This window comes from Streptomyces cinnabarinus (genome assembly GCF_027270315.1).
Classification (GTDB): Bacteria; Actinomycetota; Actinomycetes; order Streptomycetales; family Streptomycetaceae; genus Streptomyces; species Streptomyces cinnabarinus.
Genome location: NZ_CP114413.1, coordinates 5,795,585 through 5,821,083, shown reverse-complemented (window position 1 = coordinate 5,821,083; position 25,499 = coordinate 5,795,585). Strand labels below are relative to the sequence as shown.

Here is a 25,499-nt window from a genome sequence, read left to right as displayed (position 1 = left end):
TCTTCCTTCGCCGTGAGTCCTCAGTTCTCCTCCAGCGCCTCCTCCAACGCCGCCAGCGCCGGGTCCAGCACGATGTCCTCGTCCCGGGCCTCGATCGAGGGATCCTCCGGGAAGTGGCATGCCGTCAGGTGGCCCTCGTGATTGCCGGAGAGGCGGACCAGTGGCGGCTCCTGCGTCGCGCACTTGTCCTGCGCCTTCCAGCACCGGGTGCGGAAGCGGCAGCCGGAGGGCGGGGAGATCGGGGACGGTACGTCGCCCGCGAGGCGGATGCGCTCCCGCGGGGCCGCCTCCTCCTCGGCCAGGTTCACCTCGGGCACCGCGGAGAGCAGGGCGTGGGTGTAGGGGTGGCGGGGGCGGGTGTAGATGGACTCCCGGTCGCCGACCTCGATCACCTTGCCGAGGTACATGACCGCGACGCGCTGCGAGAAGTGCCGTACGACGGCGAGGTCATGGGCGATGAACAGGAACGCGATGCCGAGTTCCCGCTGCACCTTCTGGAGCAGGTTGACCACCTGCGCCTGGATGGAGACGTCCAGGGCCGACACCGGTTCGTCCGCCACGATGAGTTTCGGTTCCAGGGCCAGCGCGCGGGCCACGCCGATGCGCTGGCGCTGGCCGCCGGAGAACTCGTGCGGGAAGCGGTTGTAGTGCTCGGGGTTGAGGCCGACGATCTCCAGGAGTTCGCGCACGCGTTTCTCGCGGCCGCCCTCCGGGTTGATGCCGTTGATCTCCATCGGACTGGAGATGATCTTGCCGACCGTCTGCCGGGGATTGAGCGAGGAGTAGGGGTCCTGGAAGATCATCTGGATCTCGGACCTGATCGGGGCGAGCTGCTTGCGGCTGGCGTGGGTGATGTCCTTGCCGCGGTAGGAGATCGAGCCGCTGGTCGGTTCCAGCAGGCGGGTGATCAGCCGCCCGGTGGTGGACTTGCCGCAGCCCGACTCCCCCACCAGGCCGAAGCTCTCCCCGACGTTCACGGTCAGGTCGATGCCGTCGACGGCCTGCACATGGCCGACCGTGCGGCGGATCGGGAAACCGCCCTTGACCGGGAAGTGCTTGGTCAGCCCTTCCACCTTCAGCAGTGGCTCCCCGGCCGTCTCGGCCTGCCGGGGTGCGGGGAGGACGAGGTCCTCTGTCATGACGTGTCCTCCTGGCCCTAGCCCAGCCGGGGCTTGATCTCTTCGATGAAGATGGTCCGCTTCTGTTCCGCCGTCAGATGACAGGCGGAGGCCCGGTCGGGAGCCAGCAGCGGGCGTTCGGTGACGCAGCGGCCGCCGCCCACCCGGTCCTGGAAGGTGCAGCGCGGATGGAACCGGCAGCCCGGGGGCGGCTTCAGCAGCGAGGGCGGGGAGCCCGGGATGGGCGCCAGCGGGGCGCCGACGTCCGAGTTGATCCGCGGCATCGAGTTCAGCAGGCCCCAGGTGTACGGGTGTTGGGGCGCCCTGAGCACCTCGGCGGCCGAGCCCCGCTCGATCGCGCCGCCCGCGTACATCACCATGATGTCGTCGGCCATGTCGGCGATGACCCCGAGGTCGTGCGTGATGAAGATGATCGCCGAGCCGAACTCCTGCTGGAGGTCCTTGAGGAGGTCCAGGATCTGCGCCTGGACGGTCACGTCCAGGGCCGTGGTCGGCTCGTCGGCGATCAGCAGGTCCGGGTCGCAGACCAGGGCCATGGCGATCATCGCGCGCTGGCGCATACCGCCGGAGAACTGGTGCGGGTAATCCTTCGCCCGCTCCTTGGGGTTGGGGATGCCGACCTTGCCGAGCATCTCCACCGCCCGCGACCACGCCTCCTTCTTGGAGGCACCCCGGTGCTTCATGTACGGCTCGGCGATCTGCCGGCCCACCGTGTAATAGGGGGAGAGCGCGGTCAGCGGGTCCTGGAAGATCATCGCGACCTTGTTGCCGCGCAGCCGCTCCAGCTCCGACTCCCGGGCGGTGGTCAGCTCCTGCCCCTCCAGCAGGATCTCGCCCTCGACGGTGGTGAACATCGGGTTGTGCAGGCCGAGGACGGTCAGGTTGGTGACGGACTTGCCCGAGCCCGACTCCCCGACGATGCCGAGGGTGCTGCCGCGTTCGAGGTCGAAGGAGAGCCCGTCCACGGCCCGGACGACGCCGTCCTCGGTCCGGAAGCTGACGTGCAGATCCCGCACCGAGAGAAACGCGCCCGCGCCGGCCGGGACGGGCGCCCCGGCCTCCTTGGTCAAAGTGGTCACGAAGTGCTCCTAAGGGGCGCGGCTACGACAGCCGCACGCGCGGGTCGATCACGGCGTAGAAGGCATCGACGATGATGTTGCACATCAGGATCATGGTGGCGGCGAACAACATCACGCCCAGCAGCAGCGGAAGATCGCTGAACTGCACCGACTCCACCGCCAGATGCCCGAGCCCGGGCAGTCCGAAGGTGTACTCGGTGATGATCGCGCCGCCCAGCATCGAGGAGAGGTCGATGCCGAGGATGGTGACGATCGGGATGAGCGAGCCACGCCAGGCGTACCGGAAGAAGACATAGCGTCTGCTCATGCCCTTGGCGCGGGCCGTGCGGACGTGTTCCTCCTGGAGCTGTTCGATCATCGAGGAGCGCGCCATACGGGTGTACTGCGCGGCGAAGATGGTGGACAGCACGACCCACGGGATGATCAGCCCGGTGAACCAGGCGACCGGATCAGCGGTGAGTTCGGTGTAGCGGGGTTCGTCGAAGAGATGGGTCTGGTACACCAGCACGGCCATGGCCAGCGGGCCCAGGAAGTAGATCTGCATGGAACTGAGCACCATGGAGCCCGCGGTGAAGGACTTGTCCACCAGCGTGCCGCGCCGCCAGGCGGCGATCATTCCGGTGCCGAGGCCGACGAAGAGGAACACCACGGTGGCGCCGAGCGCGAGCGAGGCGGTCAGCGGCAGCCGGTCCATCAGGGTGGACCAGACCTGCTCGTTGGTGTGGTACGAGTAGCCGAAACAGGGGGCGGGGCAGGGCCCTTGGTTGAAGTCGTCGCGGCCCATGAAGACGCCCTGCAAGAAGATCCAGAACTGCTCGGGGATCGACTTGTCGATGCCGAGCGTGGCGTGGATGTTCTCCAGTGCCTCGGGTGTACACGTCTTGCCGCACATCAGCAGCGCCGGGTCACGGGGCATACCGAAGAAGAGCAGGAAGGCGACGACGGTCAGCAGGATCAGGATCACGATCGAGCCGAGGATCCGGCGGAAGAGGAAGCGCAGCATCTCAGTGGCAGCTTTCGGACTCGAAGGCCGTGCGGCGCGGTGCGCCCCGTCACGGGACGGGGCGCACCGGGCACCGCGGTCGGGAAGGGGTTACTTCACGAACAGCCGGCGCGGGTCGACGCCGCCGATGACGTCGTCGTAGACCAGGCCACCGATCTTGGAACCGGCGATCTGGGTCTGCTTGTAGTACGCCGTCGGGATGTTGGAGACGACGTCCTTGACGATGTACTCGTTGATGGCGTTCCACGCCTCGGCGGCCTTCACCGGGTCGGTGATGGTGGACGCCTTGTCGATGTCCGCGTTGACCTTCGGGTCGTTGATGTGCGAGTAGTTCGAGGCGCCGTCCTGGATCTGACGGCCGTCGTACAGCGGCGGGATGACGGTCGAGGCGCTCGGCCAGTCGGCACCCCACGCGGTGTGGTAGATGTCGAAGTTGTTGTCGACCTTGCTGACCTGGTCGTAGTACGTCTCGGCCGGGATCTCCTGGCGCTGCACGTCGAAGCCGGCCTTCTCCAGGCCCGCCGCCATGGCGGTGGAGTACTGCTGGCCCTCAGGGGTGTTGATGTAGCCGAAGGTCAGCTTCAGGCCCGACTTGCCGGCCTTCTCCAGCAGTTCCTTGGCCTTCGCCGGGTCACCCGCGGGCTTCTTCTTCTTGCCGAAGGGGTCGAAGCCCGGGTCGTAGCCGGTGACGGTCGGGCTGATCAGACCGCCGGCGACCTCCATCGCGTCGGTGCCGCCGTAGGCGCGCACGAACGGGGTGACGGGCAGGGCGTAGGCGATGGCCTCACGGACCGTCTTGTCCTGCATCTCCTTGTGGGTCAGGTTCACGTTGATCTGGCCCACGTACGGCTGGTAGCCGGAGATCCGGCGGGCGTCCATCGAGGTGTCCTTCAGGACCTTGGACAGGTTGCCCGCGTCGACCTGGTTGCTGAAGCTGACCGCGGTCGCGTTGGTGCCGGAGTCGTCGAGGATGGCCTTGGTGGAGTCCTCGTACTGCTTGTTGAACTGGAAGTTGAACTGGTCGACGTACTGGTGCCGGATCGGGTCCGTCTTCGCGTCCCAGTTGGTGTTCTTGACCAGCGTCATCGACTTGCCGGACTTGAACTCCTGGATCTTGTACGGACCGGCCGTCATCGGCTCCTTGTCGTACTTCTCCTTGGTGTCGTTCTTCTCGGAGACGATCGAGTAGCCCGCCATGGCCAGCGCGTACGGCAGGTCAGGCTTGGCCGTCTTGAACTTGAAGACGATCGTTTTGTCGTCCGGCGTCTCCAGGACGTCGTCCGGCAGGTGCTTGCCCTCGTACGGGCCGCCCTTGAGGAGGTTCCGGTACTCGGCACCCGGGGTGTCGGCGAGCCACTGCTGGATGAAGGTCGGGCCGTTGGAGACGAACGGCGCGAACAGCCGCTCGTAGGTGTGGCGCACGTCCGCGGAGGTGATCGCGGAGCCGTCGGCCCACTTCACCCCGTCCTTCAGCGTGAACTTCCAGGTCTTGCCGCCGTCGGTGGTGGTGCCGGAGTCGGTGGCCAGGTCACCGACGACCTCGTGCTCCTTGCCGTCGTCGCTGGTGGCCTTGTAACCGGTGAGCCCTCTGTGGATCAGCTGCGACAGGGCCATCTCGTCGGAGACGTAGATCTGGCCGGGGTCCAGGTGCGCGAAGCTGTCGCGCTGGAGCACGGTGATCGTGCCGCCCGGCTTGGCGCCGGGGACCTCGGCGGCGGGGCCGGTCGACGCCTTGGCGTCACCGAACTCGATGCCCGCCTGCTGCCGCTCGGCGTTCTCCTTGTCCTGCTTGTCGTTGCCCGTGCCCTCACTGCCGCCCTCGCTGCAGCCGGTGAGCACAAGAGCTCCCGCGGCGAGCAGTGAGACCGCGGCGTACGCGTGGCGTCCACCCTTACCCATCACTCAATTCCCACCCATCTGTGTGTTCATCAGTGCCGATGAAGTGCTGTCCGTCGACAGTCGTGCCGTCGGCCGGAGGTCGGGCGAGGACGCCCCTCAACGTCTCGGTCAGCGGGCCGTCTTGGGATCGAAGGCGTCCCGGACCGAGTCCCCGAGCAGGTTGAAGGCCACGATGAAGACGATCATCGAGATGCCCGGGAAGAACATGTAGGTGATGTCGTTCTGCATGACGAGCTCGGTGGCCGCCTTGGAGAACATCTGGCCCCAGTCCGGGGTCGGTTCGACCAGCCCCACTCCGAGGAAGGACAGGCCGGCTTCGGCGGTCACGAAGTTCGGCAGCATGTAGGTCGCCTGCACCAGGATCGGGGTGACCACGTTGGGCAGGATCTCCTTGCGGATGATCCGCCCCGGTGGCGCTCCGCTCACCTTGGCGGCCTCGATGAACTCCCGTTCTCGCAGGGCCAGTGCGGTGCCGCGCAGGATGCGCGCGAGGCTCATCCAGCCGAGCACCCACATCACCGAGATCAGCGCCACCACCCGGACGTAGACCGGGGTTTCGTCGCGCGGGCTGACGAACAGGGAGACCACGACCGGCATGCTCGCGATGAAGAACAGCTGGGAGGGGATGGCGAGCAGGAAGTCGATCACCCGGCTGATCACGTAGTCGGTCTTGCCGCCGAGGTAGCCGGCCGCGACTCCGAGGACGATGCCGGTCAGCACGGTGGCCAGGGTCACCGCGAGCGAGATGCCCAGGGAGTTGCGGATGCCGTAGATCAGCTTGGTGAAGACGTCGTAGCCGTTGCCCGGTTCGAGGCCGAACCAGAACTCGCCGCTGATGCCTCCGTTGGGCTGTACCGGCACACCCGCGCTGTCGAACAGCTCGGGGCGCTCGTCGGCGTAGACCGTGTACGGGGTCTTGCCGTACAGCTTGGAGATCAGCGGGGCGAGCAGTCCGATCAGGAAGAAGAAGATGACGACGTAGGCCGAGATCACTCCGGTGCGGTCGCGTTTGAAGCGGATCCACATCAGCTGGCCGGGTGACCGGCCGACGAGTGTCTCGTCCTCGGGCTTCGTCTTCGGCTCTGGTTCGCCGTCGACGACGACCGAACTCCCGCCGCCCTCGATGTCGATAGGACTTGTCACAGTTCGTCCGTTTCACAGGTGTGGGTGTGCCGAACCCACGACCGGCGCAGGGTGTGCGTGGTCGCGGATCGGATCATGGAGAAACGTCGGGGCACCCCGAGGCATGCGGGAAATCCGCAGCCGGACGCGCGTAGTTGAACGGCGGTCTCAATCCGCCGACAGCCGCCTCAGCGGCAACTGCCCCGCGCCTCGCGTGGATTGACGACAGCGGACGGCATGACCCACTTGGTGTGCATGACACCGCACATGGGTTCCTCCTAGTGACTCAACGCGTTCACCGACAGGAGGGGGTACATGCCTTTCCTCCGACACCCCTGACGGAGGGTCAGGCACCCCCTGGTGCTCGTGAGCCGGCGCTGTCCCCACAGCGCGAGACCCATTGACCCGAGCGCTACGCGGCTAACTATCTGCCATGTGCCAACTACCGACCACTGTCTTTAAATCTCAATTCAGTCACAGCTGCCGCGTAGACCTTCCAAAATCTGGACAAAGCGTTCGCCTCAAGAAGGGCGCGAAACGGACGTGTTACATGGCTATCGGGCGAGGATCTCCGCATTTCGGACACTCAGGGGTCGAAAAACCGGTTGCAAAAAGCCCGGATCCCCTCACCATGAGGGGACCCGGGCTCAAGTGCCGGTGTATCGGCCGCCGTCGGCCGGTGGATCAGCCGTGCTTGGCGCGGCTCGCGGTGCGGGCGCGGTCCCGCTGGTCGAGCACGACCTTGCGGATGCGAACGGCCTCCGGGGTCACCTCGACGCACTCGTCGTCACGGCAGAACTCCAGGGACTGCTCCAGCGAGAGCTTGCGCGGCGGGACGATCGCCTCGAACGAATCAGCCGACGACGACCGCATGTTCGTCAGCTTCTTCTCCTTGGTGATGTTCACGTCCATGTCGTCGGAGCGCGAGTTCTCGCCGACGATCATGCCCTCGTACACCTCGGTGCCGGGGTCGGTGAACAGCACGCCGCGCTCCTGGAGGTTCGTCATCGCGAACGCGGTGACGGCGCCGGAGCGGTCGGCGACGAGCGAGCCGTTGTTGCGGGTCTGCAGCGTGCCGAACCAGGGCTCGAAGCCCTCGTGGATGGAGTGGCCGATGCCGGTGCCGCGGGTCTGGGTCAGGAACTCCGTCCGGAATCCGATCAGACCACGCGAGGGCACGACGAACTCCATGCGGACCCAGCCGGAGCCGTGGTTGGACATGTTGTCCATCCGGCCCTTGCGGACGCCCATGAGCTGCGTGACCGCGCCCATGTGCTCCTCGGGCACGTCGATCGTCATGCGCTCGACGGGCTCGTAGGTCTTGCCGTCGACCTCCTTGGTGACGACCTGGGGCTTGCCGATGGTCAGCTCGAAGCCCTCACGGCGCATCTGCTCGACCAGGATGGCGAGCGCGAGCTCACCACGGCCCTGGACCTCCCAGGCGTCCGGGCGCTCGGTGTCGAGCACGCGCAGCGAGACGTTACCGATCAGCTCGCGGTCCAGGCGGTCCTTGACCTGACGGGCGGTGACCTTGCGGTCCTTGACCACGGCCTTGGCGTCCGCGCCCTTGCCGGTGGCACCGCGGCCGACCAGCGGCGAGGTGTTGGTACCGATGACCATGGAGATCGCGGGCTCGTCGACCGTGATCAGCGGGAGGGCGACCGGGTTCTCGGTGTCCGCGAGAGTCTCGCCGATCATGATGTCCGGGATACCCGCGACGGCGCAGATGTCACCGGGGCCGGCCACCTCGGCCGGCTTGCGGGTGAGCGCCTCGGTCATCATCAGCTCGGTGATGCGGACGTTGCCGATCGTTCCGTCACGCTTGATCCACGCGACGGTCTGGCCCTTGCGCAGCTCGCCCTGCTCGACGCGGAGCAGCGCGATACGGCCGAGGAAGTTGTCGGCGTCCAGGTTGGTGACGTGCGCCTGGAGCGGGGCGGCCTCGTCGAAGGTCGGGGCCGGGATGTGCTCCAGGATCGTGGAGAAGAACGGCTCCAGGCTGTTGGAGTCCGCGGGGACCGTGCCGTTCTCCGGCTTGGTCAGCGAGGCGACGCCGTCCCGGCCGCAGGCGTAGACGATCGGGAACTCGATCTGGTCCTCGTCGGCGTCCAGGTCGAGGAAGAGGTCGTAGGTCTCGTTGACGACCTCGTCGATCCGGGAGTCCGGGCGGTCCGTCTTGTTGATGCACAGGATGACGGGCAGACGCTGCTGGAGCGCCTTGCGCAGCACGAAGCGGGTCTGCGGGAGCGGGCCCTCGGAGGCGTCCACCAGGAGGACGACACCGTCGACCATCGACAGACCGCGCTCGACCTCGCCACCGAAGTCGGCGTGGCCGGGGGTGTCGATGATGTTGATCGTGATCGGGTCCCCGCCGTCCTTGGGGTGGTACTTCACCGCCGTGTTCTTGGCGAGGATCGTGATGCCCTTCTCACGCTCCAGGTCGTTCGAGTCCATCATGCGGTCGTCGACGGAGTCGAGCTGGTGCGCGGCGAAGGCGCCGGCCTGCTTCAGCATGCCGTCGACGATGGTGGTCTTGCCGTGGTCGACGTGGGCGACGATAGCGACGTTACGGATGTCGTGGCGCGTGGCCATATTGCGGCGTTCTCCCGGAGTGTGAGGACGGCCTGCGCGTACATCTGTGTTACGCGGGCCCTGCCGGGCTTGACATGCCACGGCCTCACCCCATGGTACGGGGCCTGGGCAGCTGGGGCGCGCCAGGCCCCTTCTGCCCAGGTAGGAGTGGGTATGGGGGCTACTTCTCGGCCGGTCCGGCGGCCGGGCGCGCGCCCTTCTTCAGGAAGCCCATGTCCTCGTAGACCGGGGTCCGGAAACCGAAGGCACCGGTGTTGGCCAGGGTCTTCCTGGCCGCGGTGAGCTGGGGGCGCTGGTAGAGGGGGATGGAACCGGCCGCCGCCCAGATCCGGGAGTCCGCCTTGCGGATCAGTCCCCTGCTCTCGGACTCGTTCAGGGTGGAGACCGCCTGCTCGAACAGTTGGTCGACCTGGTCGGTGCCGACCCGGGTGTAGTTCTGCTCCACGTTCAGCGAGCCGTCCGCCGCCGGGACCGGCTTGGCGTAGATCGGGCGGGCGTCGGTGGCGGGGAAGGCGGAGGCGGGCCAGGAGTAGAGGGCCAGGTCGTACTCGCCGGAGGCGATGTGGTCCTTGAAGTAGCTCTCGTCCGAGACCTTCGACAGCTCGGTGCGGATGCCGACCCGGTCGAGCATGCGGCGGATGCGCTCGGCGACCATGCGCAGGGTCTCCGAGCCCGGCCCCGAGGGCAGCACGAAGCGGAGCGTCAGCGGCTTGCCGTCCTTCGCCAGCGCCCCGGCCGCGCCGTCCTTCGGGGCCGCCGTGCCCTTGGGCGCGTAGGCGCCCTGCGCCCCGCCCTGCTGCTTCAGGCCGTGCCGCTTCTTCTCCCGGTCCGCCTCCGCGGGCGCCTTGTCGTCGTCCCCGACGACGTAGGTGCCCTCGTCCTTGCCCGAGGACTCGTCCTTGTCCCCCTTCTTCTTCTCCTTCTCCGCGCCCGCCGCCTTCTCGCCCTTCTTCTGCTTCACCGGGCCGCCGGGCACCCATCCGGCGTCCGCCAGGAGCGCCTGCGCCTCCGCGGTGTCCTGGTCGCCCAGGGCCCCGCTGTTATCGGCGTAGGCGGCCTGTCCGGCCAGCGCCAGATGGCTGCCGACGGGCTCGGCCGGCAGCCCCAGCGGCTTCAGCACGACCCGGGCGAGCTCCTCGCGGTCCAGCGCCCGTGCCACCGCCCGGCGGACCCGTTCGTCGGCGAGCGGGCCCTCGGCGCCGTTCAGGGCGAGCTGGGTGAAGGCGGGCTCCAGCGAGCGGCGCACCTCGAAGCGCTTCAGGGCCTGCTGCCGGCGGTCGTACTTCGTCATCGCCCTGGGCCGCTCGGCGGCCTTCCTGCCCTCGGGACCGGCCTGCGGGGTGCCGTCGGCGGACGGGCCGCTCGTGCCCTTGGCGCCGTGGCGGGCGGGCGGCAGCCCGATGCGGCGGACGGTCTCGGTGTCGATCTCGGCCAGGTCGAGCGTCCCGGCGGCCAGCGCCTGGGCCCGTTCGTCGCGCGGTACCGCGCGCAGCACGATCTCGTCCAGCCTGGGCGGACTGCCCCACCAGCGCGGGTTGCGGGCGAGGGTGATCTCGTCGTCCTTGCGGTCGATCTTCCGCACGGCGAAGGGCCCGGCGGTGACCTTGAGCTTGCGCCGGGCGCTGTCGTTGAAGGAGTCCGGGGTGCCCATGACGCCCTTGGGGTACAGCGGGGAGAACAGCGAGCGCCAGTCCGCGTAGGGGCGGGCGAAGGTGACCTTGACCTCCAGGTCGTTGGCGCCCCGCTCGATCCGCTGGATCCGCTCGTACCCGGCGTTGCGGGCGGTCCAGTACGCCGAGTCCTTGCCGGACAGCGCCCGCCACTGGGCGGCGAAGTCGGCGGCGCCGATCTCTCGCCCGTCGCTCCACACGGCCTGCTGGTTCAGCTTGTACAGCACGACCTGCTTGGGCTCGGTCTCGACGACCTTCGCGGACTCCAGGTAGTCGGGGTTGATCTCCGGCCGCCCGCTCTCGTCGAGGCGGTACAGCGAGGGCAGTACGGCCTGGGCGACCCGGGCGGTGGTGGCGTCGGCGTCCGCCTGGAAGGTGTTCAGGGTGTCCGGGACGGTGTCCACGGCCCAGCGCAGGGTGCCGCCGTCGGCGACCAGGGAACGGGCGGCGGGGGCGATGTCCTGCCCGGCGAGCGGCTGACCGGCGGGGTCCTTGGAGGAACAGCCGGAAAGCATCGGCACCGCGAGCACGCCCGCGGTCAGAAAGGCGACCGCGCGCTGCGCTCCGCGGGAAAGGCCGGGACTGGCCGTCGATCGTCTGCCGGCACGCCGTGGCTGGTCGCGCAGTTCCCCGCGCCCCTTCGGGGCGCTGCCGGATCCGACGCCGTCTCGAGACATCTCTGCTTACCTCCGGGAGCCGCGGGAGTTATGATCACGTTTGGCGGTATATGGAGCTGATCACATCTATGCGGCCACTGAAGAGGAAAGGGTTCGGCAACGGGCTGCGACACGGCGAGCGACGCCGGGAACCCCACCCGTGCGGCGCAACGCACCAGGGGATGCACCTACGCGCCTCGGCCAATCGGTGCACGTCCCTTCACAGCGACAGGTGTGACGCGCAACACTCGCAGGCGCATGAACGTTGCCACCCACGGCCGCACGGCCGACGGAAGTGAGGTCACGTCATGTCCGTGCACGACGACCTGATGTCAGTCCAGCGGTGCCTCGACGACCTGAACAGGTCGGTGAGCCGTCTGGAGCAGCAGCTCGGCAGCGGCGGTCTGGACATCCGCCGCGTCCGTACCGACTGCGATCACCTGCGCGAGAGCGTGGCCATGCTGCGTGCGGCGGCCAACACCCCCGCGCCGCAGAAGCGCCCCGATCTCGTCACGATCCCCGACACCCCGTATGACGACTCGCTGTGGATCGACACCGACGACGAGGGTCTCGGCGCCCGGGACCGACGAGCACCCTGAACCCGAAACCGACCGGAGTCAGACTTGGCCACTGGTACGGAACCCCCCGACACAGACCCCCATCCGTCCGGCGGCGTACACACCCGTACGCGCGCCGCGATCACCGCCCCGCATCTGCGGACCGACCGCTGGTGGCTGGCGCCCGCCGCCACCGCGGCCGGTCTGCTGGCGTTCATCGTGTACTCGACGTGGCGCGCCTTCGCCAACGCCGACTACTACGCGGCGCCGTACGTCTCGCCGTTCTACTCCCCCTGTCTCGCGGAGAACTGCGAGCCGATGAAGAACGGCCCCAACTGGGAGATCTTCGGCAGCTGGTGGGGCATCTCGCCCGCCATCCTGATCCTGATCTTCCCGCTCGGCTTCCGGCTCACCTGCTACTACTACCGCAAGGCCTACTACCGGGGCTTCTGGGCCTCGCCCCCGGCCTGCGCGGTCGCCGAGCCGCACCAGAAGTACACCGGTGAGACCCGCTTCCCGCTGATCCTGCAGAACATCCACCGGTACTTCTTCTACGCCGCCATCCCGGTCGCCGGAATCCTGACCTACGACACGGTGCTGACCTTCCGCGATGAGCACTACGAGTGGGGCCACATGGGCCTCGGCACCCTGGTGTTCCTCGTCAACATCGTGCTGATCTGGGCGTACACGATCTCCTGCCACTCCTGTCGGCACATCGTCGGCGGCAAGCTCAAGCACTTCTCCAAGCACCCAGTGCGGTACCGGATGTGGCAGTGGGTCGGGAAACTGAACGCCCGTCACATGCTGCTCGCCTGGTCGTCGTTGGTGAGCGTGGCGCTCGCCGACTTCTACGTCTTCCTTCTCGCGTCCGGTGCCTTCGACGATCCGAGGTTGTTCTGATGTCCGTGGTGGACCGGCAGGAGTGGGATGTCGTCGTGGTCGGCGCGGGCGGCGCGGGCCTGCGCGCCGCCATCGAGGCACGCGAGCGCGGCGCCCGTACGGCGGTGATCTGCAAGTCGCTGTTCGGCAAGGCGCACACGGTGATGGCCGAGGGCGGGATCGCGGCCGCGATGGCCAACGCCAACGAGCACGACAACTGGCAGGTCCACTTCCGCGACACCATGCGCGGCGGGAAGTTCCTCAACCAGTGGCGGATGGCCGAGCTGCACGCCCAGGAGGCCCCGGACCGGGTGTGGGAACTGGAGACCTGGGGCGCCCTGTTCGACCGTACGAAGGACGGCCGGATCTCGCAGCGCAACTTCGGCGGCCACGAGTACCCGAGGCTGGCCCATGTCGGCGACCGCACCGGCCTGGAACTGATCCGCACCCTCCAGCAGAAGATCGTCTCCTTGCAGCAGCAGGACTTCAAGGAGACCGGCGACTACGAGTCCCGCCTGAAGGTCTTCCAGGAGTGCACGGTCACCCGGGTGCTCAAGGACGGCCCTCACGTCTCGGGGGTCTTCGCCTACGACCGGGAGACCGGCCGCTTCTTCGTCCTCGAAGCGCCCGCCGTCGTCATCGCCACCGGTGGCATCGGCAAGTCCTTCAAGGTGACGTCGAACTCGTGGGAGTACACCGGCGACGGCCACGCGCTGGCGCTGCTCGCGGGCGCGCCGCTGCTCAACATGGAGTTCGTGCAGTTCCACCCGACCGGCATGGTCTGGCCGCCGTCGGTGAAGGGCATCCTGGTCACCGAGTCGGTGCGCGGCGACGGCGGGGTGCTCAGAAACTCCGAGGGCAAACGGTTCATGTTCGACTACGTCCCGGACGTCTTCAAGGAGAAGTACGCCGAGTCCGAGGAGGAGGGGGACCGCTGGTACGCGGACCCGGACAACAACCGGCGTCCCCCTGAGCTGCTCCCCCGCGACGAGGTGGCCCGCGCCATCAACTCCGAGGTGAAGGCGGGCCGGGGCTCGCCGCACGGCGGGGTCTTCCTGGACGTGTCGACGCGGATGCCCGCCGAGGTGATCAAGCGCCGACTGCCGTCGATGTACCACCAGTTCAAGGAGCTGGCGGACGTCGACATCACCGCGGAGGCGATGGAGGTCGGGCCGACCTGTCACTACGTGATGGGCGGGATCGCCGTCGATTCCGACACCGCCGCCGCGCGCGGGGTGCCGGGGCTGTTCGCGGCCGGTGAGGTCGCGGGCGGGATGCACGGCTCGAACCGGCTCGGCGGCAACTCCCTGTCCGATCTGCTGGTGTTCGGGCGCCGGGCGGGCCGGCACGCGGCCGAGTACACCGCCGCCCTCGCCTTCGAGCGGCCCGGGGTCGACGACGTCCAGATCGACACCGCCGCGGCCGAGGCGCTGCGCCCGTTCTCCGCGGAAAGCCCCGACGAGGCCGCGCCGGAGAACCCGTACAGCCTCCACCAGGAACTCCAGCAGACCATGAACGACCTGGTGGGCATCATCCGCCGCGAGGGCGAGATGGCGCACGCGCTGGAGAAACTGGGCGAGCTGCGGGTACGGGCCCGCCGGGCCGGGGTCGAGGGGCACCGGCAGTTCAACCCCGGCTGGCATCTGGCCCTGGACCTCAGGAACATGCTGCTGGTCAGCGAGTGCGTGGCACGGGCCGCCCTGGAGCGCACCGAGTCGCGCGGCGGCCACACCCGCGAGGACCATCCGACGATGGAGCGCGTCTGGCGCAACATCAATCTGCTGTGCCGGCTGGCCGACCCCACGGGCGGTCTCGCGGCGACCGATCCCGAGCGCGGCCAGATCGACCTCACCCGGGAGACCACCGACCCCATCCGCCCGGACCTGCTCGCCCTCTTCGACAAGGAGGAGCTGGTCAAGTACCTCGCCGAAGAGGAGCTGTACGAGTGAGCAGCTACGAGGCCCGCTTCAAGGTGTGGCGCGGGGACGTCGGGGGCGGCGGCCTGGAGGACTTCGCGGTCGAGGTGAACGACGGCGAGGTCGTCCTCGACATCATCCACCGCCTCCAGGCCACCCAGGCCCCCGACCTCGCCGTCCGCTGGAACTGCAAGGCGGGCAAGTGCGGTTCGTGCTCCGCGGAGATCAACGGCCGGCCGCGGCTGATGTGCATGACCCGGATGTCGGTGTTCGACCGCGCCGAGACGATCACCGTGACGCCCCTGCGCGCCTTCCCGGTCGTCCGGGATCTCGTCACCGACGTCGGCTTCAACTACACCAAGGCGCGCGAGGTCCCGGCCTTCGTGCCACCGGAGAAGCTCGGCCCCGGCGAGTACCGGATGATGCAGGAGGACGTGGACCGCTCGCAGGAGTTCCGCAAGTGCATCGAGTGCTTCCTGTGCCAGGACACCTGCCATGTGGTCCGCGACCACGAGGAGAACAAGCAGGCGTTCGCCGGTCCGCGCTTCCTGATGCGGGTGGCGGAGCTGGACATGCACCCGCTGGACGCCGCCGCCGAGTCCGGCCTGGACCGCAAGAGCACCGCCCAGGACGAACACGGTCTCGGCTACTGCAACATCACCAAGTGCTGTACGGAGGTCTGCCCGGAAGGCATCAAGATCACGGACAACGCGCTGATCCCGCTGAAGGAGCGGGCCGTGGACCGCAAGTACGACCCCCTGGTGTGGCTGGGATCGAAGATCCGCAGGCGCTCCGGGTCCTCCGGCTCCTCCGGGTCAGTCTGAGGCAGCCCGCAGATACCCGGAGTGGGCCACCTGCCCCAGGAACCTGAACCGGGTGTCCGTGGTCATGTGCTTCTCGAACGCCTCCTTGATCCCGGGCCACTTCGGATGCCCGAAGTCGTCGAGTACGACGATCCCGCCCGGGGCGACGATCTGTTCGGCCCACTCCAGGTCGGCGGCGACACCGGCCGCGGAGTGGTCGCCGTCGACGATGACGACGCCGTAGGAACGATCGGCGACCTTGGCCCGGACCTCGGGGTCCTCCGAGAAGCCCTGCTCGATCCGCGCGGCGGCACCCGCCTGGCCGGCCAGGCCCAGATTGGTGCGGACGGCGGCGAGGTTGACGGGCGTTCCGGAGGCGTCGTTGCCCATGGTGGCGCCGGGCTGGAGCTGGGTGCCGGCGAGCGGGTCGACGATGGTCAGGCTCGGCGCCCGTCCGGCGCGCTCCAGCATCCGGATGAGCGCCGCGCTGAACATCCCGTAGAGGGTGCCGATCTCCAGGACCTCGTCGGTCGGCGGGTCGAGCAGCGGTACGGCGGACAGCTTGCCGACGATGTTCATCGTGCCGCCGGCGATCCTGCCGACGCCGAGCGCCTCCATCGCGATCAGCAGCCGGAAGGCCTGGGCGACATTGCGCTCGGCGGCCTCCCGTCCGACGCCGGTGGTGTCCACCAACTCCGTGATGGTGCGGTTGAGATGGGGTGCCGAGGGCAGCCGGGAGGCACCACGGCCGGTGCCGTCGAAGAAGAGCTCCAGAGGGCGCTGGCGGTTGCGCAGGGTGCGCAACTCCTTCTGGAGGGTGTCCTTCGAGGTGATCTCGATGTGCCGGCGCACCTCACGTTCGATGCGCTGATCGATCAGTTGCACTACCGGCCGCAGGGCTCGCCTGGCGGCCTTGCTGGTGATTAACGCTCGCATCCGTGGACCGTAGGTTGCCCACAGCTCGTCCACAACTAACAACAGGGTGCGCGGAGTTAAAGCACGCATGACGGCTGCTTCACGCCGAGTTCACCGCACCCACCCCTCGCGGTAAGCCGTCCAGTCCCGCTCCTTCGCCGCGAAGTCGACGTACAGGGCGACGCCGAAGCGCTCCCGTCCGGGGTCGGTGCGGGACAGGCCGAGGCGGGTGCCGCGCACCGCTGCCGACACGGTCTCGGCGGACTCGTGGTGGCCGATGTCGCTCTCATGGAAGAAGGGCAGGCCCATCAGCAGGTCGGTGGTGGGCGGGGTGACCTCCAGGGCGAGCGAGGTCTGCTGGGCTACGTAGCCGCCGTACAGGTTCTCCAGCGGCATGGCGGTGTCGTAGGACATCACGGCGATCTGGTCGACGCGGCGGGCGACCTCGCCGAAGAACTTCTGCGACCACCACTTGGGGTGCCCGGTGAGGGTTCCGGCGACCGAGTGCAGGGCGGGGAGCGGGTCGATCTGGTGGGCGGCGACGGAGAGCGGAACGTCCCGGGCGCGGGTCTCCTCGCGGAGGGCGTCGAGGAGGGTGAGGTAGTCGCGGTCACCGGAGTGCAGGGGTTCGAGGTCGAAGTGGGCTCCGTCGAACCCGACGGCGAGGATCTGGCGGGTGGACCGGACGACAGCGGCACGGCTGCCCGCGTCGTCGAGGCGCAGCCCGTCCGGCCCCTCACTGGCCAGCTTGTCGCCGAGCCAGGCCTGGACCCGGACGCCGGGCGCCGCGCGATGCATCGCGTCGATGAACCAGCGGGCCCTCGGGTACCTGCTCCGCGGCAGCGTCCCGTCGTGTTCCAGGGGCCCGGCGTGGACGTAGAGGTCCCGGATGCCGGTGTCGGCCAGGCGCCGGCCCAGCGCCGTGACGTCCGCGTCCCTCTTCCGCCCGTCCACCCAGGCGTGGCCGAGCCAGATGGCGTCGCGGTCCCGCGTGTACGTGCCGTCCTTCGGGTCGCCGGTGTAGTTCAGGCGGAGGGCGAGGGCGGCGGTGAGGGTGGGGAGCAGCAGCGCGACGGCCAGGACGAGGCCGACCCGCCCGGCCCTACGGCGCCACAGCCGCCACCGCCCCGACCGCGCGGGTACGTCGCCCTCCGGGTCCACCCCGGTCGCGCCGATGGATTCCTGCTCATACGCTCCGAAATGTGACGTCATCCTTGATCCGGGGTCGGCCTCGGCGAGGCACCGCGCACATATCCGTGCGGGTGGTGCATGCCGTGGTGGGTGTGCTGGTCGCCGTGGCGTGGCTGGTGCTGCCGGGAATGACGTCGAGGGCCGAGGCTCCGGTTGCGGGCGGCACGGACGGACCCGTCGCGGGCGCGGCCGCCCAGGAGGCGCCGGAGGACTCCACGGCCGGTGATCTGGCCCTGCCGCTCGTCGCGGCCGCCGCGGCGGTGGCTGTCGCCGGATACGCGTACGTACGCCGCTCCCGCCGCGCCCGCACCCGGACCACCCCCGGCGGCGCCCCCGCCCCGGACACCGCCCCGGCGGGCAGCGAACTCGACACTCGGGCACAGTCCCTGCTGACCGAGGCCGACAACTGGGTACGGACCAGCCGGGAGGAGCTGTCCTTCGCCTTGGGACGGGCAGGGGTGGAGGGCGATGAGCGGGCCCTTCGGGAGGCGGCGGCCGAACTCGCCTCCGCGTTCCGGATGCGGCAGCGCTACGACGACGGGCTTCCGGAGGACGACGCCGGGCGGCAGCAGGTGCTCGCGGGGATCGTCGGGCGGTGCGAGGAGGCGGGGCGGCGGCTGGACGCGGAAGCCGCCGGGTTCGATCAACTGCGAGGGCTGGAAGGGGACCTGGGCGGGGCACTGGCCGTAGCGGAGGGGCGGTTCCGGGAACTGACCGCCCGTACCGGGGGTGCGGGGGCGACCCTCGTCGAGCTGGACAAGCGGTACGGGCCCGCGGCGACCGCGCCCGTGGCCGGGTACGTCGAACAGGCCAAGGACCGGCTGGTGTTCGCCACGACTCGGCTCAACGAGGCCCGGCAAGGTGCCGACCTCGACGCGACCGAGCAGGCCATCGGGCGGCTGCGCGCGGCGGAGGCCGCCATCGCCCAGGCCGAGCTCCTCGTCCACGGCGTCGAACGGCTCGCGGAGGACCTGGCCGCGGCCGCGGCGCTGGTACCGGCGGCCCTGACCGGCGGCGAGACGGAGATCGCCGGGGCACGCGAGCGGGCGGCACGGGCCGGGGGCGGGTCCGGGGGCCCCAAGGACGTCCGGATCGGGCACGCGGACGGGGTGCTCGCCGATGTACGGGAAGAGCTGACCGGAGGACCGTACGACCCGGTCGAGGCGCTGCGGCGGATCGTGCGGGGTGTCGTGCCGGTCGCCGACGGGCGGGCCGGGGTGGTGTCGGCGGCCGCGTGGCTCGTCGCCCGCAGCTCCACCGCCGCGGCGGACGATCACATCGCCACCCACCGGAGCGCCGTCGGCAGCGCCCCCCGCACCCGTCTCGCGGAGGCCCGGCGCCTGCTCGCCTCCACCCCCGGCCTCACCGACCTCCTCACCACCGACGCCCTGGCACGCCGCGCCCGCGAACTGGCCGAACAGGACATCCGGCTGCGGGGCGCCGAGCCTGAGCCGGCAACGTCGCAGAGCTTCGGGGGCCCGCGCACCTGTGAGCGGCGGGGCTGACGTCAGAACAGGCTCAGCAACGCCTCCGCCGGGTCCATGAGGCCCGTTTCGCCGTCCGGCAGGGGGAGTTCGAACCAGACCGTCTTGCCGCGTGGGGTGCGGCGGGAGCCCCAGGCCGCGCTCAGGAGGCCGACGAGCTGGAGGCCGCGGCCGCCCTCGTCGGTGTCCCGGGCTCTGCGGCGGCGGGGCTGGACCAGGCCCGCGTCCCAGACCTCGCAGACCAGGGTGCGGTCGAGGAGGAGGCGCAGCCGGATCTCGCCCTCGCCGTAGCGCAGGGCGTTGGTCACCAGCTCGCTGACCAGGAGTTCCGTGGTGTCGACGAGGGGTTCGAGGTCCCAGGAGAGGAGTCGGCCGCGGGCGTGTTCCCGGGCGCGGCCCACACTGCGCGGCTCGCGCGGGAGGGTCCAGTCGCCGACCGAGTCGGCGGGCAGGCCCTGGACGCGGGCCATGAGCAGCGCGATGTCGTCCTCGCCGTGGTGGGTGTCCAGGGTGTTGAGGACGTGGTCGCAGACGTCCTCCAACGGGCGGGTGGGGTCCGTCAGCGCTCCCACGAACGCCTGGAGGCCCTCGTCCAGCGGGTGGTCGCGGCTCTCGACGAGTCCGTCCGTGTAGAGGGCGAGGAGGGCACCTTCCGGCAGCTCGACCTCCACCTCCTCGAACGGCTCCCCGCCCACGCCCAGCGGCATGCCCGGCGGCACGTCGAGCATCAGCGCGTCCTCGCCCGGCTCGACCAGCACGGGCGGCAGATGGCCCGCGTTGGCGAAGGTGCAGCGCCGGGTCACCGAGTCGTAGACCGCGTACACGCAGGTCGCGAGGTACACCTCGGACAGGTCGGCCTCACGGGGGCGGCGGGCGGCGCGGGTCGCCTGCTGGACCCCGCCCGGGGCGCCGAGTCCGCGGGCGATCTCGTCCAACGCGCTCAGCACTTCCGCCGGTTCCAGGTCCAGCAGGGCCAAGGTGCGCACGGCCGAACGGAGTTCGCCCATCGCCACAGCGGCGCGCAGGCCCCGGCCCATGACGTCCCCGACGACCAACGCCGTACGGTGTCCGGGCAGTTCGATCACGTCGAACCAGTCGCCGCCCACCTCGCTCGGCCGGTCCGCGGAGGAGTTGCCGGGCAGATAGCGGCAGGCGATGTCCAGGCCGGAGGCGACCGGGTCGCCGGGCGGCAGCAGGGACCGTTGCAGTATCAACGCCCGCTCGTGCTCCCTGCGGTACAGCCGCGCGTTGTCGATGCACACCGCGGCCCGCGCCGCGAGCTCCACCGCCAGATCCCGGTCCCGGTCCCCGAACGGCTCACTGCCCTTGGTCCGCGAGAACTGCGCCAGTCCTACGACGGTGTCGTGGGCGACCATCGGCACGGCCAGCGTGGACTGGACGAGGCCGCCCTCCTCGGCGGGCACGGACCGCGGGCGTGCGGTGCGCAAAGCGTCCGCGCACGGGGAGTTGAACGGGTAGTGGTGGACCGCGCCGACCGCGACGGAGGCGGCGCCGGCCACGAAGGGCGCGTCGGAGACCGCGCTGGCGAAGGCCACCCGGCGCAGTTCCGCGCTGCCGTCGGCGAGGCCCGGCGGGGTCTCGTCGCCGGCCAGCAGGCCCTGGTAGAGGTCGACCGTGGCCAGGTCGCAGAAGCCGGGGACGACGACGTCGAGGAGTTCGCGGGCCGTGGTCTCCAGGTCGAGGGAGTTCCCGATCCGGGCACCGGCCTCGTTCAGCAGGGCGAGATTGCGCCGTGCGGCGGCCGCTTCCCGGGCGGCGGCACGACGGGCCGTGATGTCGGTCCCGAGCCAGGCGATGCCGATGGGGCGGCCGGAGCCGCTGCGCACCCGGTAGAGGTTGATGGACCAGTGCCGTCGCTCGTCGGAGCCGGGCAGAAAGCCGGTGACGTGCATGTCGGTGATGGACTCGCCGGTCTCCAGCACCCGGCGCAGGGTCGCGGTGACCCGCTCCGCCTCCGGCCTCGGCAGATAGTCGTGGACGCCCTTGCCGCGATGGTCGTCCGGCGTGCCGCCGAACAGCGAGGCGAACCGGTGGTTGGCGCGGCGGACCCGGAGGTCGGTGTCGATCAGCAGGAAGCCGAAGGGAGATTGACCGAAAATCGCCTGCGAGGCGGCCAGGTCGGTCTCGATGGTCCGCAGGGTGCGCACATCGACGACGATGCAGACGGCGGCCTTCTCGCCCTCCTCGGTCCGCGTCGGCATGACATAGACCTCGGCAAGGGCCTCCTCGCCGCGCAGACCGGTCTCCTCGTCGGGCTTGCGGAAGGGGACGACTCCGGTCCACTCCCTGCCGTCGAGGATCTCGGCCATCTTGCGGTGGCCCTGCTCGCGCCGGTCGGGGTCGATGAAGGCCGCGATGGGGTCCATGCCGACCGCACGCTGGGCGGGGATGCCGAAGAGCTGCTCGGCGCGCAGGCTCCACTGCTCGACCAGACCGTCGGGGCCGATGGAGAAGGACGCGACCCGGATGTAGTCGTACATGGAGCCGGGCGGACTGCTCTGCCACATGGCGTCGGCGGGCGGGAGATCGCCGGAGACGCGCGTGGCGTCGGCCGCGGGGGCCGCCGCGGCCCCCGTCCTCGCGCCGTCCGACGGGTCCTCGGACTCCGTGGCCTTCGCTGGTATCTCGCTCACGCGAACCGTCCCCTCCAGCTCACCGCGTCCGGCACCGGTCACCGAAAGGCGGCTGCCCGCAGTATCCAGCACTACGGCGCCGCACAACACGGTGTTCACGATCACAGCACGTTCCCGATCGTTTTTGGACCGGACCGCGGAAACACTTCCAGTCTTCTAACCAGCCAACACGCAGTCGAATCACACACTCCGACAACTGCCAGTGGCCTGAACCAGCCGCTCGACAGGGCGGGCCCGGACGTACAGCCTTCGCGGGGGTCTCAGGGCACCGCCAACTCGAACCAGACGGTCTTCCCGACCTCCCCGGGGCGGGTGCCCCAGCGACGCGAGGAGTGGGCGACCAGTTGCAGTCCGCGCCCGCTCTCGTCCTCGGGGCGGGCGACGCGCTCGCGCGGGAAGTCCGGGAGGGGGTCGGAGACCTCCACCCGCAGGACGTCGCCCAGGCGGGAGGGGCGGACCAGACGGACGCCGATGGGGCCGGTGGCGTGCCGGAGGGCGTTGGTGACGAGTTCGCTGACCAGCAGGGCGGCGATGTCGGCGAGGCTGTCGAGGCCCCAGTCGTGCAGTCGGCTGCGGACGGCGGCGCGGGCGGCGCGCACCGCGCCGGGCTCGGCGGAGAAGGTCCACTCGACGCAGTCGCCTTCGGTGTCGATCACACCGATCACTTCCCGGGCAGCGGTGTCCTTTTTTACGGGGTTAATGGGCACATACCCGATATTTGGGGGGCCGTATCGCTGTGGTGGGCGCACTGTGGCGCGAACGGGCGTACGCCGGGGCGCCGTGCGCCTACCGGCTCCCCGCGCCTAAATGTGGCTCAGGCCGCCTTCGATCTTCCGCACCGCCGGAACATCCTGGTCGAGCCACTCCACGTCCCACAGTTCCGTGGGCGTCAGCCAGCGCAGTTCGTCGTGGTCCTGGAGCTGCTTCGGTGCCGGGGAACCCGGGAGCAGGCGGGCCGTCCAGACCTGCAGGACGTACGGGGCGCGCAGCGGCCACTCGCCCGGCACGCGGTCCGACGTCTCCGTCTCCACGCCCAACTCCTCGCGGAGTTCGCGCACGAGGGCCGCCTCGGGGGTCTCGCCCGGTTCGACCTTGCCGCCGGGAAGTTCCCAGCGGCCGGCCAGTTCGGGGGGTGCGCTGCGGCGCGCGGCGAGGAGGCGGCCGTCGTCCAGCAGGGCGGCTCCCACCACCACGATCCGTTCCGTCATGCGCGGGAGCCTACGGGACCCGGAGGGCGTCTCAGTTGGCGGTCTCGCTGCCGCCCTGGCCGATCCGCTCGACCCAGTAGAGCTGTTTGTGCCCGCGGGAGTCGAGGCTGTCCGCGATCTTCTGGGCCTCGGCCCGGGTCGCGTACCGGCCCACGCGGTAGCGATTGCCGTTGTCGTCCTGTCGTATGACGAGCCAGGGAAGAGTGGTCGTGCTGTCGTTCATCGCGCCCCACCGCTCCTTCCCGCCCAAGGCCGCACGAGTTTTGCCCGCGGCCTGTGCCGTGCCCCGCCCGATAAGGAAACCGCAATCCGCATATGCCCGAGCCTACGCCTAACCTTTACGCAGCGAATACGCCTTTTCACAAAGAGGTACGCAACCGGCCAGGACGCAGGGGGCGCACGTCATCGAATGCGCCGTCGGCGCGCGCTGACGCATCCGGTCAGCGGCATGCCGGGCACATCGGCGACCACCTGCGAGAACGACCAGATTCCAACCCCGGTCCACGGGGCTCCGGTTGACCGGGTGACGGGAGCAACTGCCTCGGGGTTGTGCGCTACTTCACTGGGAGGTGGTAGGCGACCCGGTAGCGGTCGGCGGGGACGACAACGTCCGCGGTCTCCACGGGGCGGCCGGAGGCGTAGTAGGTGCGCTGGATGACGAGCACGACATGGCCCGGGACACCGCCCAGGGCGTGCAGTTCCTCGGCGAGGCCGGGGCGGGCGCCGACCTCCTCGGTGACGTTGTCGACGATGACGTCGATGGCGCGCATCCGCTCGACGACGCCCATGCCGCCGAGCGGGCCCTCCTCGGGGAGCATCACGGGCGTGCGGCCGGTGACCGCGAGGGGCTCCCAGGAGGTGGAGAGCATCATCGCCTCACCGGCCTCCCGGAACAGATACCGGGTGCACATGACCCGGTCGCCGGGCTGGAGGCCCAGCCGCTCGGCGACCGCCCCGCTCGCCTCGGCCTGCTCACTGCTGGACTCCCAGGTGCCGCGCGCCTCTCCGTCGGACTGTTCCTGCCGGAACGGCGTGGCCCCGCCGGTGGGACGGAACCCGGAGCGGGCGATACGGCGGGGCACGGGCCGCTCGCGCACATACGTACCGGAGCCGGAGCGGCCCTCCACCAGGCCCTCGGCCATCAGCACCTTGCGCGCCTCCAGGGCGACGGTGTCCGAGACGCCGTACTCCTCGCGGATCCGGGCCTGGGACGGGAGACGGGTATGCGGTGGCAGTGAACCGTCGACGATCTTCTTGCGGAGATCACCCGCGACACGCAGGTACGCCGGCTGCTCACCGAATGTCACTGGCCGCTCCCATCAGGTTGTACAGACAGCAACAGCGTGGCAACCGTGGGTTGTGCCGTGCAAGCAAAGGCCAGAGAATCACTCGATGTGATGACTTGTGATGGCCACTGCCTTTACGCAGGCACTTTCTCCCCGCTATAGCCGCGCTCACACATCGAGTTCGCCGCCACCCGCGCTCTCGTCGCCGCCCTCGTACTCCCCGTCATAGGACGGCACGGAGGTGGTCAGGCCCAGAGCCTTGCGTGCGGTGACCGTGGTGGGGCCGTCGACGTACTCATAGCCGGTGTCGTAGTGCTCGTAGAAGGTGTCCGCGTCGTCGGCCGCGGCCGCCTTCGCCCAGGCCGTACGGGCGGCCTTCAGGTCCGCGAGCAGGTCGGCGACGGGGTCCTCGGCGCCGGACTCCCAGCCGTGCCCCGCCAGCGCCCCGATCTGCTCGCCGAGCACCTCTTCGACATCCTTCGCCCAGGTCAGGTTGACGGGCAGGTCGTCCTCGGGGAATTCCTCCGGCTCCTCGTAGAGCACCTCGTCGACGGTGTTCATGGCCTTGAGGAAGGCGATCTGGTCGGCGTCGAGCGTGCTGTCGTCGTTGCGCAGCGAGCCGGTGAGGGTGCCGTTGTCGGCGGTGCTGCCGAACAGGCAGGTGATCTCGCGGTCGCCGAAGCGCCAGCTCTGGCTGGACGGCAGGAGGTAGTAGACGGCGGCGTCCTCGGGTACGGCCCAGGGGTCCATCGCGTACTCGGCTTCGAGGGTGTAGCACTTGTCCTCGGCGGTCGCGGTCACCGAGTCGTCGCCGGGGAAGCGTCCGCCGGGCAGGGTGATCACGGCGAACACCTCGGCGTCGTGCCGGCCGGCGCAGGGCACCTCGTCCACGTCGTAGGTGGAGCCCTCCAGGGACCCGGTCGGGGAGTCGAAGCAGTCGCCCTTGGCCAGCGCGTAGGCGGTGCCCTCTTCGCTCGCGGCGTCCTTCAGCGTGTCCCAGGCGTCGGAGGCGATCCCCGTGCTCAGGGTCACCGTCCACAGCACGAGCCCCACGGAGGACAGCACCGAGCCCGCGATCGCCATCCCCCGGCCCCGCTCGCCCTTCTTCCTGATCTGCCCCAGCGCCACCAGACCGAGCACCAGGCCCAGGGCCGGGACGAAGCAGAGGATGCCGAGCACCAGGGCGGCGATGGCGACGCCGTTGACCGGCGCGGGGCGGCCGTAGGGCCCGTAGGGGTGGTGCGGGTACGGGGCGTACGGGCCCGGCGGCGGGAACTGGCCCTGCGGGTACGGCCCATAGGGCCCCGGAGGCTCCTGGGGCCCGTACGGCTGGTGGGGCCCGTGGGGCGGGGGTATGGACACGAGTACCGTGCTCCTGGTTCGGGCGGCGGGGGCCGGGGCGAGGCAGAACTGGCGTGCGTGAACGCACGCGCATGGTAAGCGCGG

At 69.7% G+C, this 25,499-nt stretch carries 20 protein-coding genes; 5 read left to right on the top strand and 15 right to left on the bottom strand.

What is annotated here, in order from left to right; translation table 11 throughout:
* Positions 1–20 precede the first annotated feature (20 nt).
* From STRCI_RS26455 to STRCI_RS26425, 7 genes are all read right to left on the bottom strand, one after another.
* Positions 21–1,139, bottom strand: a complete 1,119-nt coding sequence (locus tag STRCI_RS26455) for an ABC transporter ATP-binding protein (RefSeq protein ID WP_269661465.1) — start codon at positions 1,137–1,139, stop codon at positions 21–23.
* 17 nt (positions 1,140–1,156) lie between these two features.
* Positions 1,157–2,218 (bottom strand): ABC transporter ATP-binding protein, encoded by a 1,062-nt coding sequence (locus STRCI_RS26450; protein WP_269661464.1) that lies wholly within the window; start codon positions 2,216–2,218, stop codon positions 1,157–1,159.
* A gap of 22 nt (positions 2,219–2,240) precedes the next feature.
* Positions 2,241–3,221 carry an ABC transporter permease gene (locus STRCI_RS26445; RefSeq protein ID WP_269661463.1) on the bottom strand — a complete coding sequence of 327 codons (981 nt, stop codon included), beginning with the start codon at positions 3,219–3,221 and terminating at the stop codon, positions 2,241–2,243.
* 90 nt (positions 3,222–3,311) lie between these two features.
* Positions 3,312–5,120 (bottom strand): ABC transporter substrate-binding protein, encoded by a 1,809-nt coding sequence (locus STRCI_RS26440; protein ID WP_269661462.1) that lies wholly within the window; start codon positions 5,118–5,120, stop codon positions 3,312–3,314.
* 108 nt (positions 5,121–5,228) lie between these two features.
* Positions 5,229–6,263 (bottom strand): ABC transporter permease, encoded by a 1,035-nt coding sequence (locus STRCI_RS26435; RefSeq protein ID WP_269661461.1) that lies wholly within the window; start codon positions 6,261–6,263, stop codon positions 5,229–5,231.
* 663 nt (positions 6,264–6,926) lie between these two features.
* Positions 6,927–8,834: a translational GTPase TypA gene (gene typA, locus STRCI_RS26430; RefSeq protein WP_269661460.1), complete on the bottom strand. Its 1,908-nt coding sequence runs from the start codon at positions 8,832–8,834 to the stop codon at positions 6,927–6,929.
* Positions 8,835–8,994: 160 nt separating this feature from the next.
* Positions 8,995–11,019, bottom strand: coding sequence for an ABC transporter family substrate-binding protein (locus STRCI_RS26425; RefSeq protein WP_269664648.1), 2,025 nt, complete (start codon positions 11,017–11,019; stop codon positions 8,995–8,997).
* A 449-nt stretch (positions 11,020–11,468) separates the two neighbouring features.
* Here STRCI_RS26425 and STRCI_RS26420 point away from each other — a divergent pair, with 449 nt between their 5' ends.
* Genes STRCI_RS26420 through STRCI_RS26405 form a run of 4 tightly spaced genes read left to right on the top strand, consistent with a single transcriptional unit; the run spans position 11,469 to position 15,336 of the window.
* Positions 11,469–11,759: a hypothetical protein gene (locus STRCI_RS26420; RefSeq protein ID WP_269661459.1), complete on the top strand. Its 291-nt coding sequence runs from the start codon at positions 11,469–11,471 to the stop codon at positions 11,757–11,759.
* A gap of 24 nt (positions 11,760–11,783) precedes the next feature.
* Positions 11,784–12,617, top strand: a complete 834-nt coding sequence (locus STRCI_RS26415) for a hypothetical protein (protein WP_015658058.1) — start codon at positions 11,784–11,786, stop codon at positions 12,615–12,617.
* Positions 12,617–14,545 carry a fumarate reductase/succinate dehydrogenase flavoprotein subunit gene (locus STRCI_RS26410; RefSeq protein WP_269661458.1) on the top strand — a complete coding sequence of 643 codons (1,929 nt, stop codon included), beginning with the start codon at positions 12,617–12,619 and terminating at the stop codon, positions 14,543–14,545. Before STRCI_RS26415 ends, STRCI_RS26410 begins: the two co-directional genes overlap by 1 nt.
* On the top strand, positions 14,542–15,336 hold the full coding sequence (locus STRCI_RS26405; RefSeq protein ID WP_269661457.1) for a succinate dehydrogenase/fumarate reductase iron-sulfur subunit: 795 nt from the start codon (positions 14,542–14,544) through the stop codon (positions 15,334–15,336). Before STRCI_RS26410 ends, STRCI_RS26405 begins: the two co-directional genes overlap by 4 nt.
* Here the strand turns inward: STRCI_RS26405 and STRCI_RS26400 are convergent.
* The gene (locus tag STRCI_RS26400; RefSeq protein ID WP_269661456.1) at positions 15,328–16,251 is read right to left on the bottom strand and encodes a class I SAM-dependent methyltransferase; all 924 of its coding nucleotides are present in this window, start codon (positions 16,249–16,251) and stop codon (positions 15,328–15,330) included. The genes STRCI_RS26405 and STRCI_RS26400 overlap by 9 nt on opposite strands.
* A gap of 90 nt (positions 16,252–16,341) precedes the next feature.
* Positions 16,342–17,442, bottom strand: coding sequence for a glycoside hydrolase family 18 protein (locus tag STRCI_RS26395; protein ID WP_269661455.1), 1,101 nt, complete (start codon positions 17,440–17,442; stop codon positions 16,342–16,344).
* A 62-nt stretch (positions 17,443–17,504) separates the two neighbouring features.
* On the opposite strand from STRCI_RS26395, the gene STRCI_RS26390 reads away from it, so the two are divergent.
* The gene (locus tag STRCI_RS26390; protein WP_418953475.1) at positions 17,505–18,926 is read left to right on the top strand and encodes a hypothetical protein; all 1,422 of its coding nucleotides are present in this window, start codon (positions 17,505–17,507) and stop codon (positions 18,924–18,926) included.
* Between the two features lie 2 nt (positions 18,927–18,928).
* Here STRCI_RS26390 and STRCI_RS26385 read toward each other — a convergent pair whose 3' ends face one another.
* The 6 genes from STRCI_RS26385 to STRCI_RS26360 form a co-directional block, all read right to left on the bottom strand.
* On the bottom strand, positions 18,929–21,559 hold the full coding sequence (locus STRCI_RS26385) for a SpoIIE family protein phosphatase (protein WP_269661453.1): 2,631 nt from the start codon (positions 21,557–21,559) through the stop codon (positions 18,929–18,931).
* Positions 21,560–21,819: 260 nt separating this feature from the next.
* Positions 21,820–22,266 (bottom strand): ATP-binding protein, encoded by a 447-nt coding sequence (locus STRCI_RS26380; RefSeq protein WP_418953376.1) that lies wholly within the window; start codon positions 22,264–22,266, stop codon positions 21,820–21,822.
* A 96-nt stretch (positions 22,267–22,362) separates the two neighbouring features.
* On the bottom strand, positions 22,363–22,767 hold the full coding sequence (locus STRCI_RS26375; protein ID WP_269661452.1) for a (deoxy)nucleoside triphosphate pyrophosphohydrolase: 405 nt from the start codon (positions 22,765–22,767) through the stop codon (positions 22,363–22,365).
* Positions 22,768–22,798: 31 nt separating this feature from the next.
* Complete coding sequence (locus STRCI_RS26370) at positions 22,799–22,990, bottom strand: SPOR domain-containing protein (RefSeq protein WP_269661451.1); 192 nt, start codon at positions 22,988–22,990, stop codon at positions 22,799–22,801.
* A 331-nt stretch (positions 22,991–23,321) separates the two neighbouring features.
* Positions 23,322–24,074 (bottom strand): GntR family transcriptional regulator, encoded by a 753-nt coding sequence (locus tag STRCI_RS26365; protein ID WP_269661450.1) that lies wholly within the window; start codon positions 24,072–24,074, stop codon positions 23,322–23,324.
* 147 nt (positions 24,075–24,221) lie between these two features.
* Entirely contained in the window at positions 24,222–25,415 is a 1,194-nt protein-coding gene (locus STRCI_RS26360) for a DUF4190 domain-containing protein (protein WP_269661449.1), read from the bottom strand.
* Between the last annotated feature and the right edge of the window lie 84 nt (positions 25,416–25,499).

What these genes read in the sequence shown, in the direction of transcription:
- STRCI_RS26455 (WP_269661465.1), bottom strand. Translation starts at nt 1,139, where the DNA reads ATGACAGAGGACCTCGTCCTCCCCGCACCCCGGCAGGCCGAGACGGCC.
- STRCI_RS26445 (WP_269661463.1), bottom strand. Translation starts at nt 3,221, where the DNA reads ATGCTGCGCTTCCTCTTCCGCCGGATCCTCGGCTCGATCGTGATCCTG.
- STRCI_RS26440 (WP_269661462.1), bottom strand. Translation starts at nt 5,120, where the DNA reads ATGGGTAAGGGTGGACGCCACGCGTACGCCGCGGTCTCACTGCTCGCC.
- typA (WP_269661460.1), bottom strand. Translation starts at nt 8,834, where the DNA reads ATGGCCACGCGCCACGACATCCGTAACGTCGCTATCGTCGCCCACGTC.
- STRCI_RS26425 (WP_269664648.1), bottom strand. Translation starts at nt 11,019, where the DNA reads ATGCTTTCCGGCTGTTCCTCCAAGGACCCCGCCGGTCAGCCGCTCGCC.
- STRCI_RS26420 (WP_269661459.1), top strand. Translation starts at nt 11,469, where the DNA reads ATGTCCGTGCACGACGACCTGATGTCAGTCCAGCGGTGCCTCGACGAC.
- STRCI_RS26410 (WP_269661458.1), top strand. Translation starts at nt 12,617, where the DNA reads ATGTCCGTGGTGGACCGGCAGGAGTGGGATGTCGTCGTGGTCGGCGCG.
- STRCI_RS26400 (WP_269661456.1), bottom strand. Translation starts at nt 16,251, where the DNA reads ATGCGAGCGTTAATCACCAGCAAGGCCGCCAGGCGAGCCCTGCGGCCG.
- STRCI_RS26395 (WP_269661455.1), bottom strand. Translation starts at nt 17,442, where the DNA reads ATGACGTCACATTTCGGAGCGTATGAGCAGGAATCCATCGGCGCGACC.
- STRCI_RS26375 (WP_269661452.1), bottom strand. Translation starts at nt 22,767, where the DNA reads ATGACGGAACGGATCGTGGTGGTGGGAGCCGCCCTGCTGGACGACGGC.
- STRCI_RS26370 (WP_269661451.1), bottom strand. Translation starts at nt 22,990, where the DNA reads ATGAACGACAGCACGACCACTCTTCCCTGGCTCGTCATACGACAGGAC.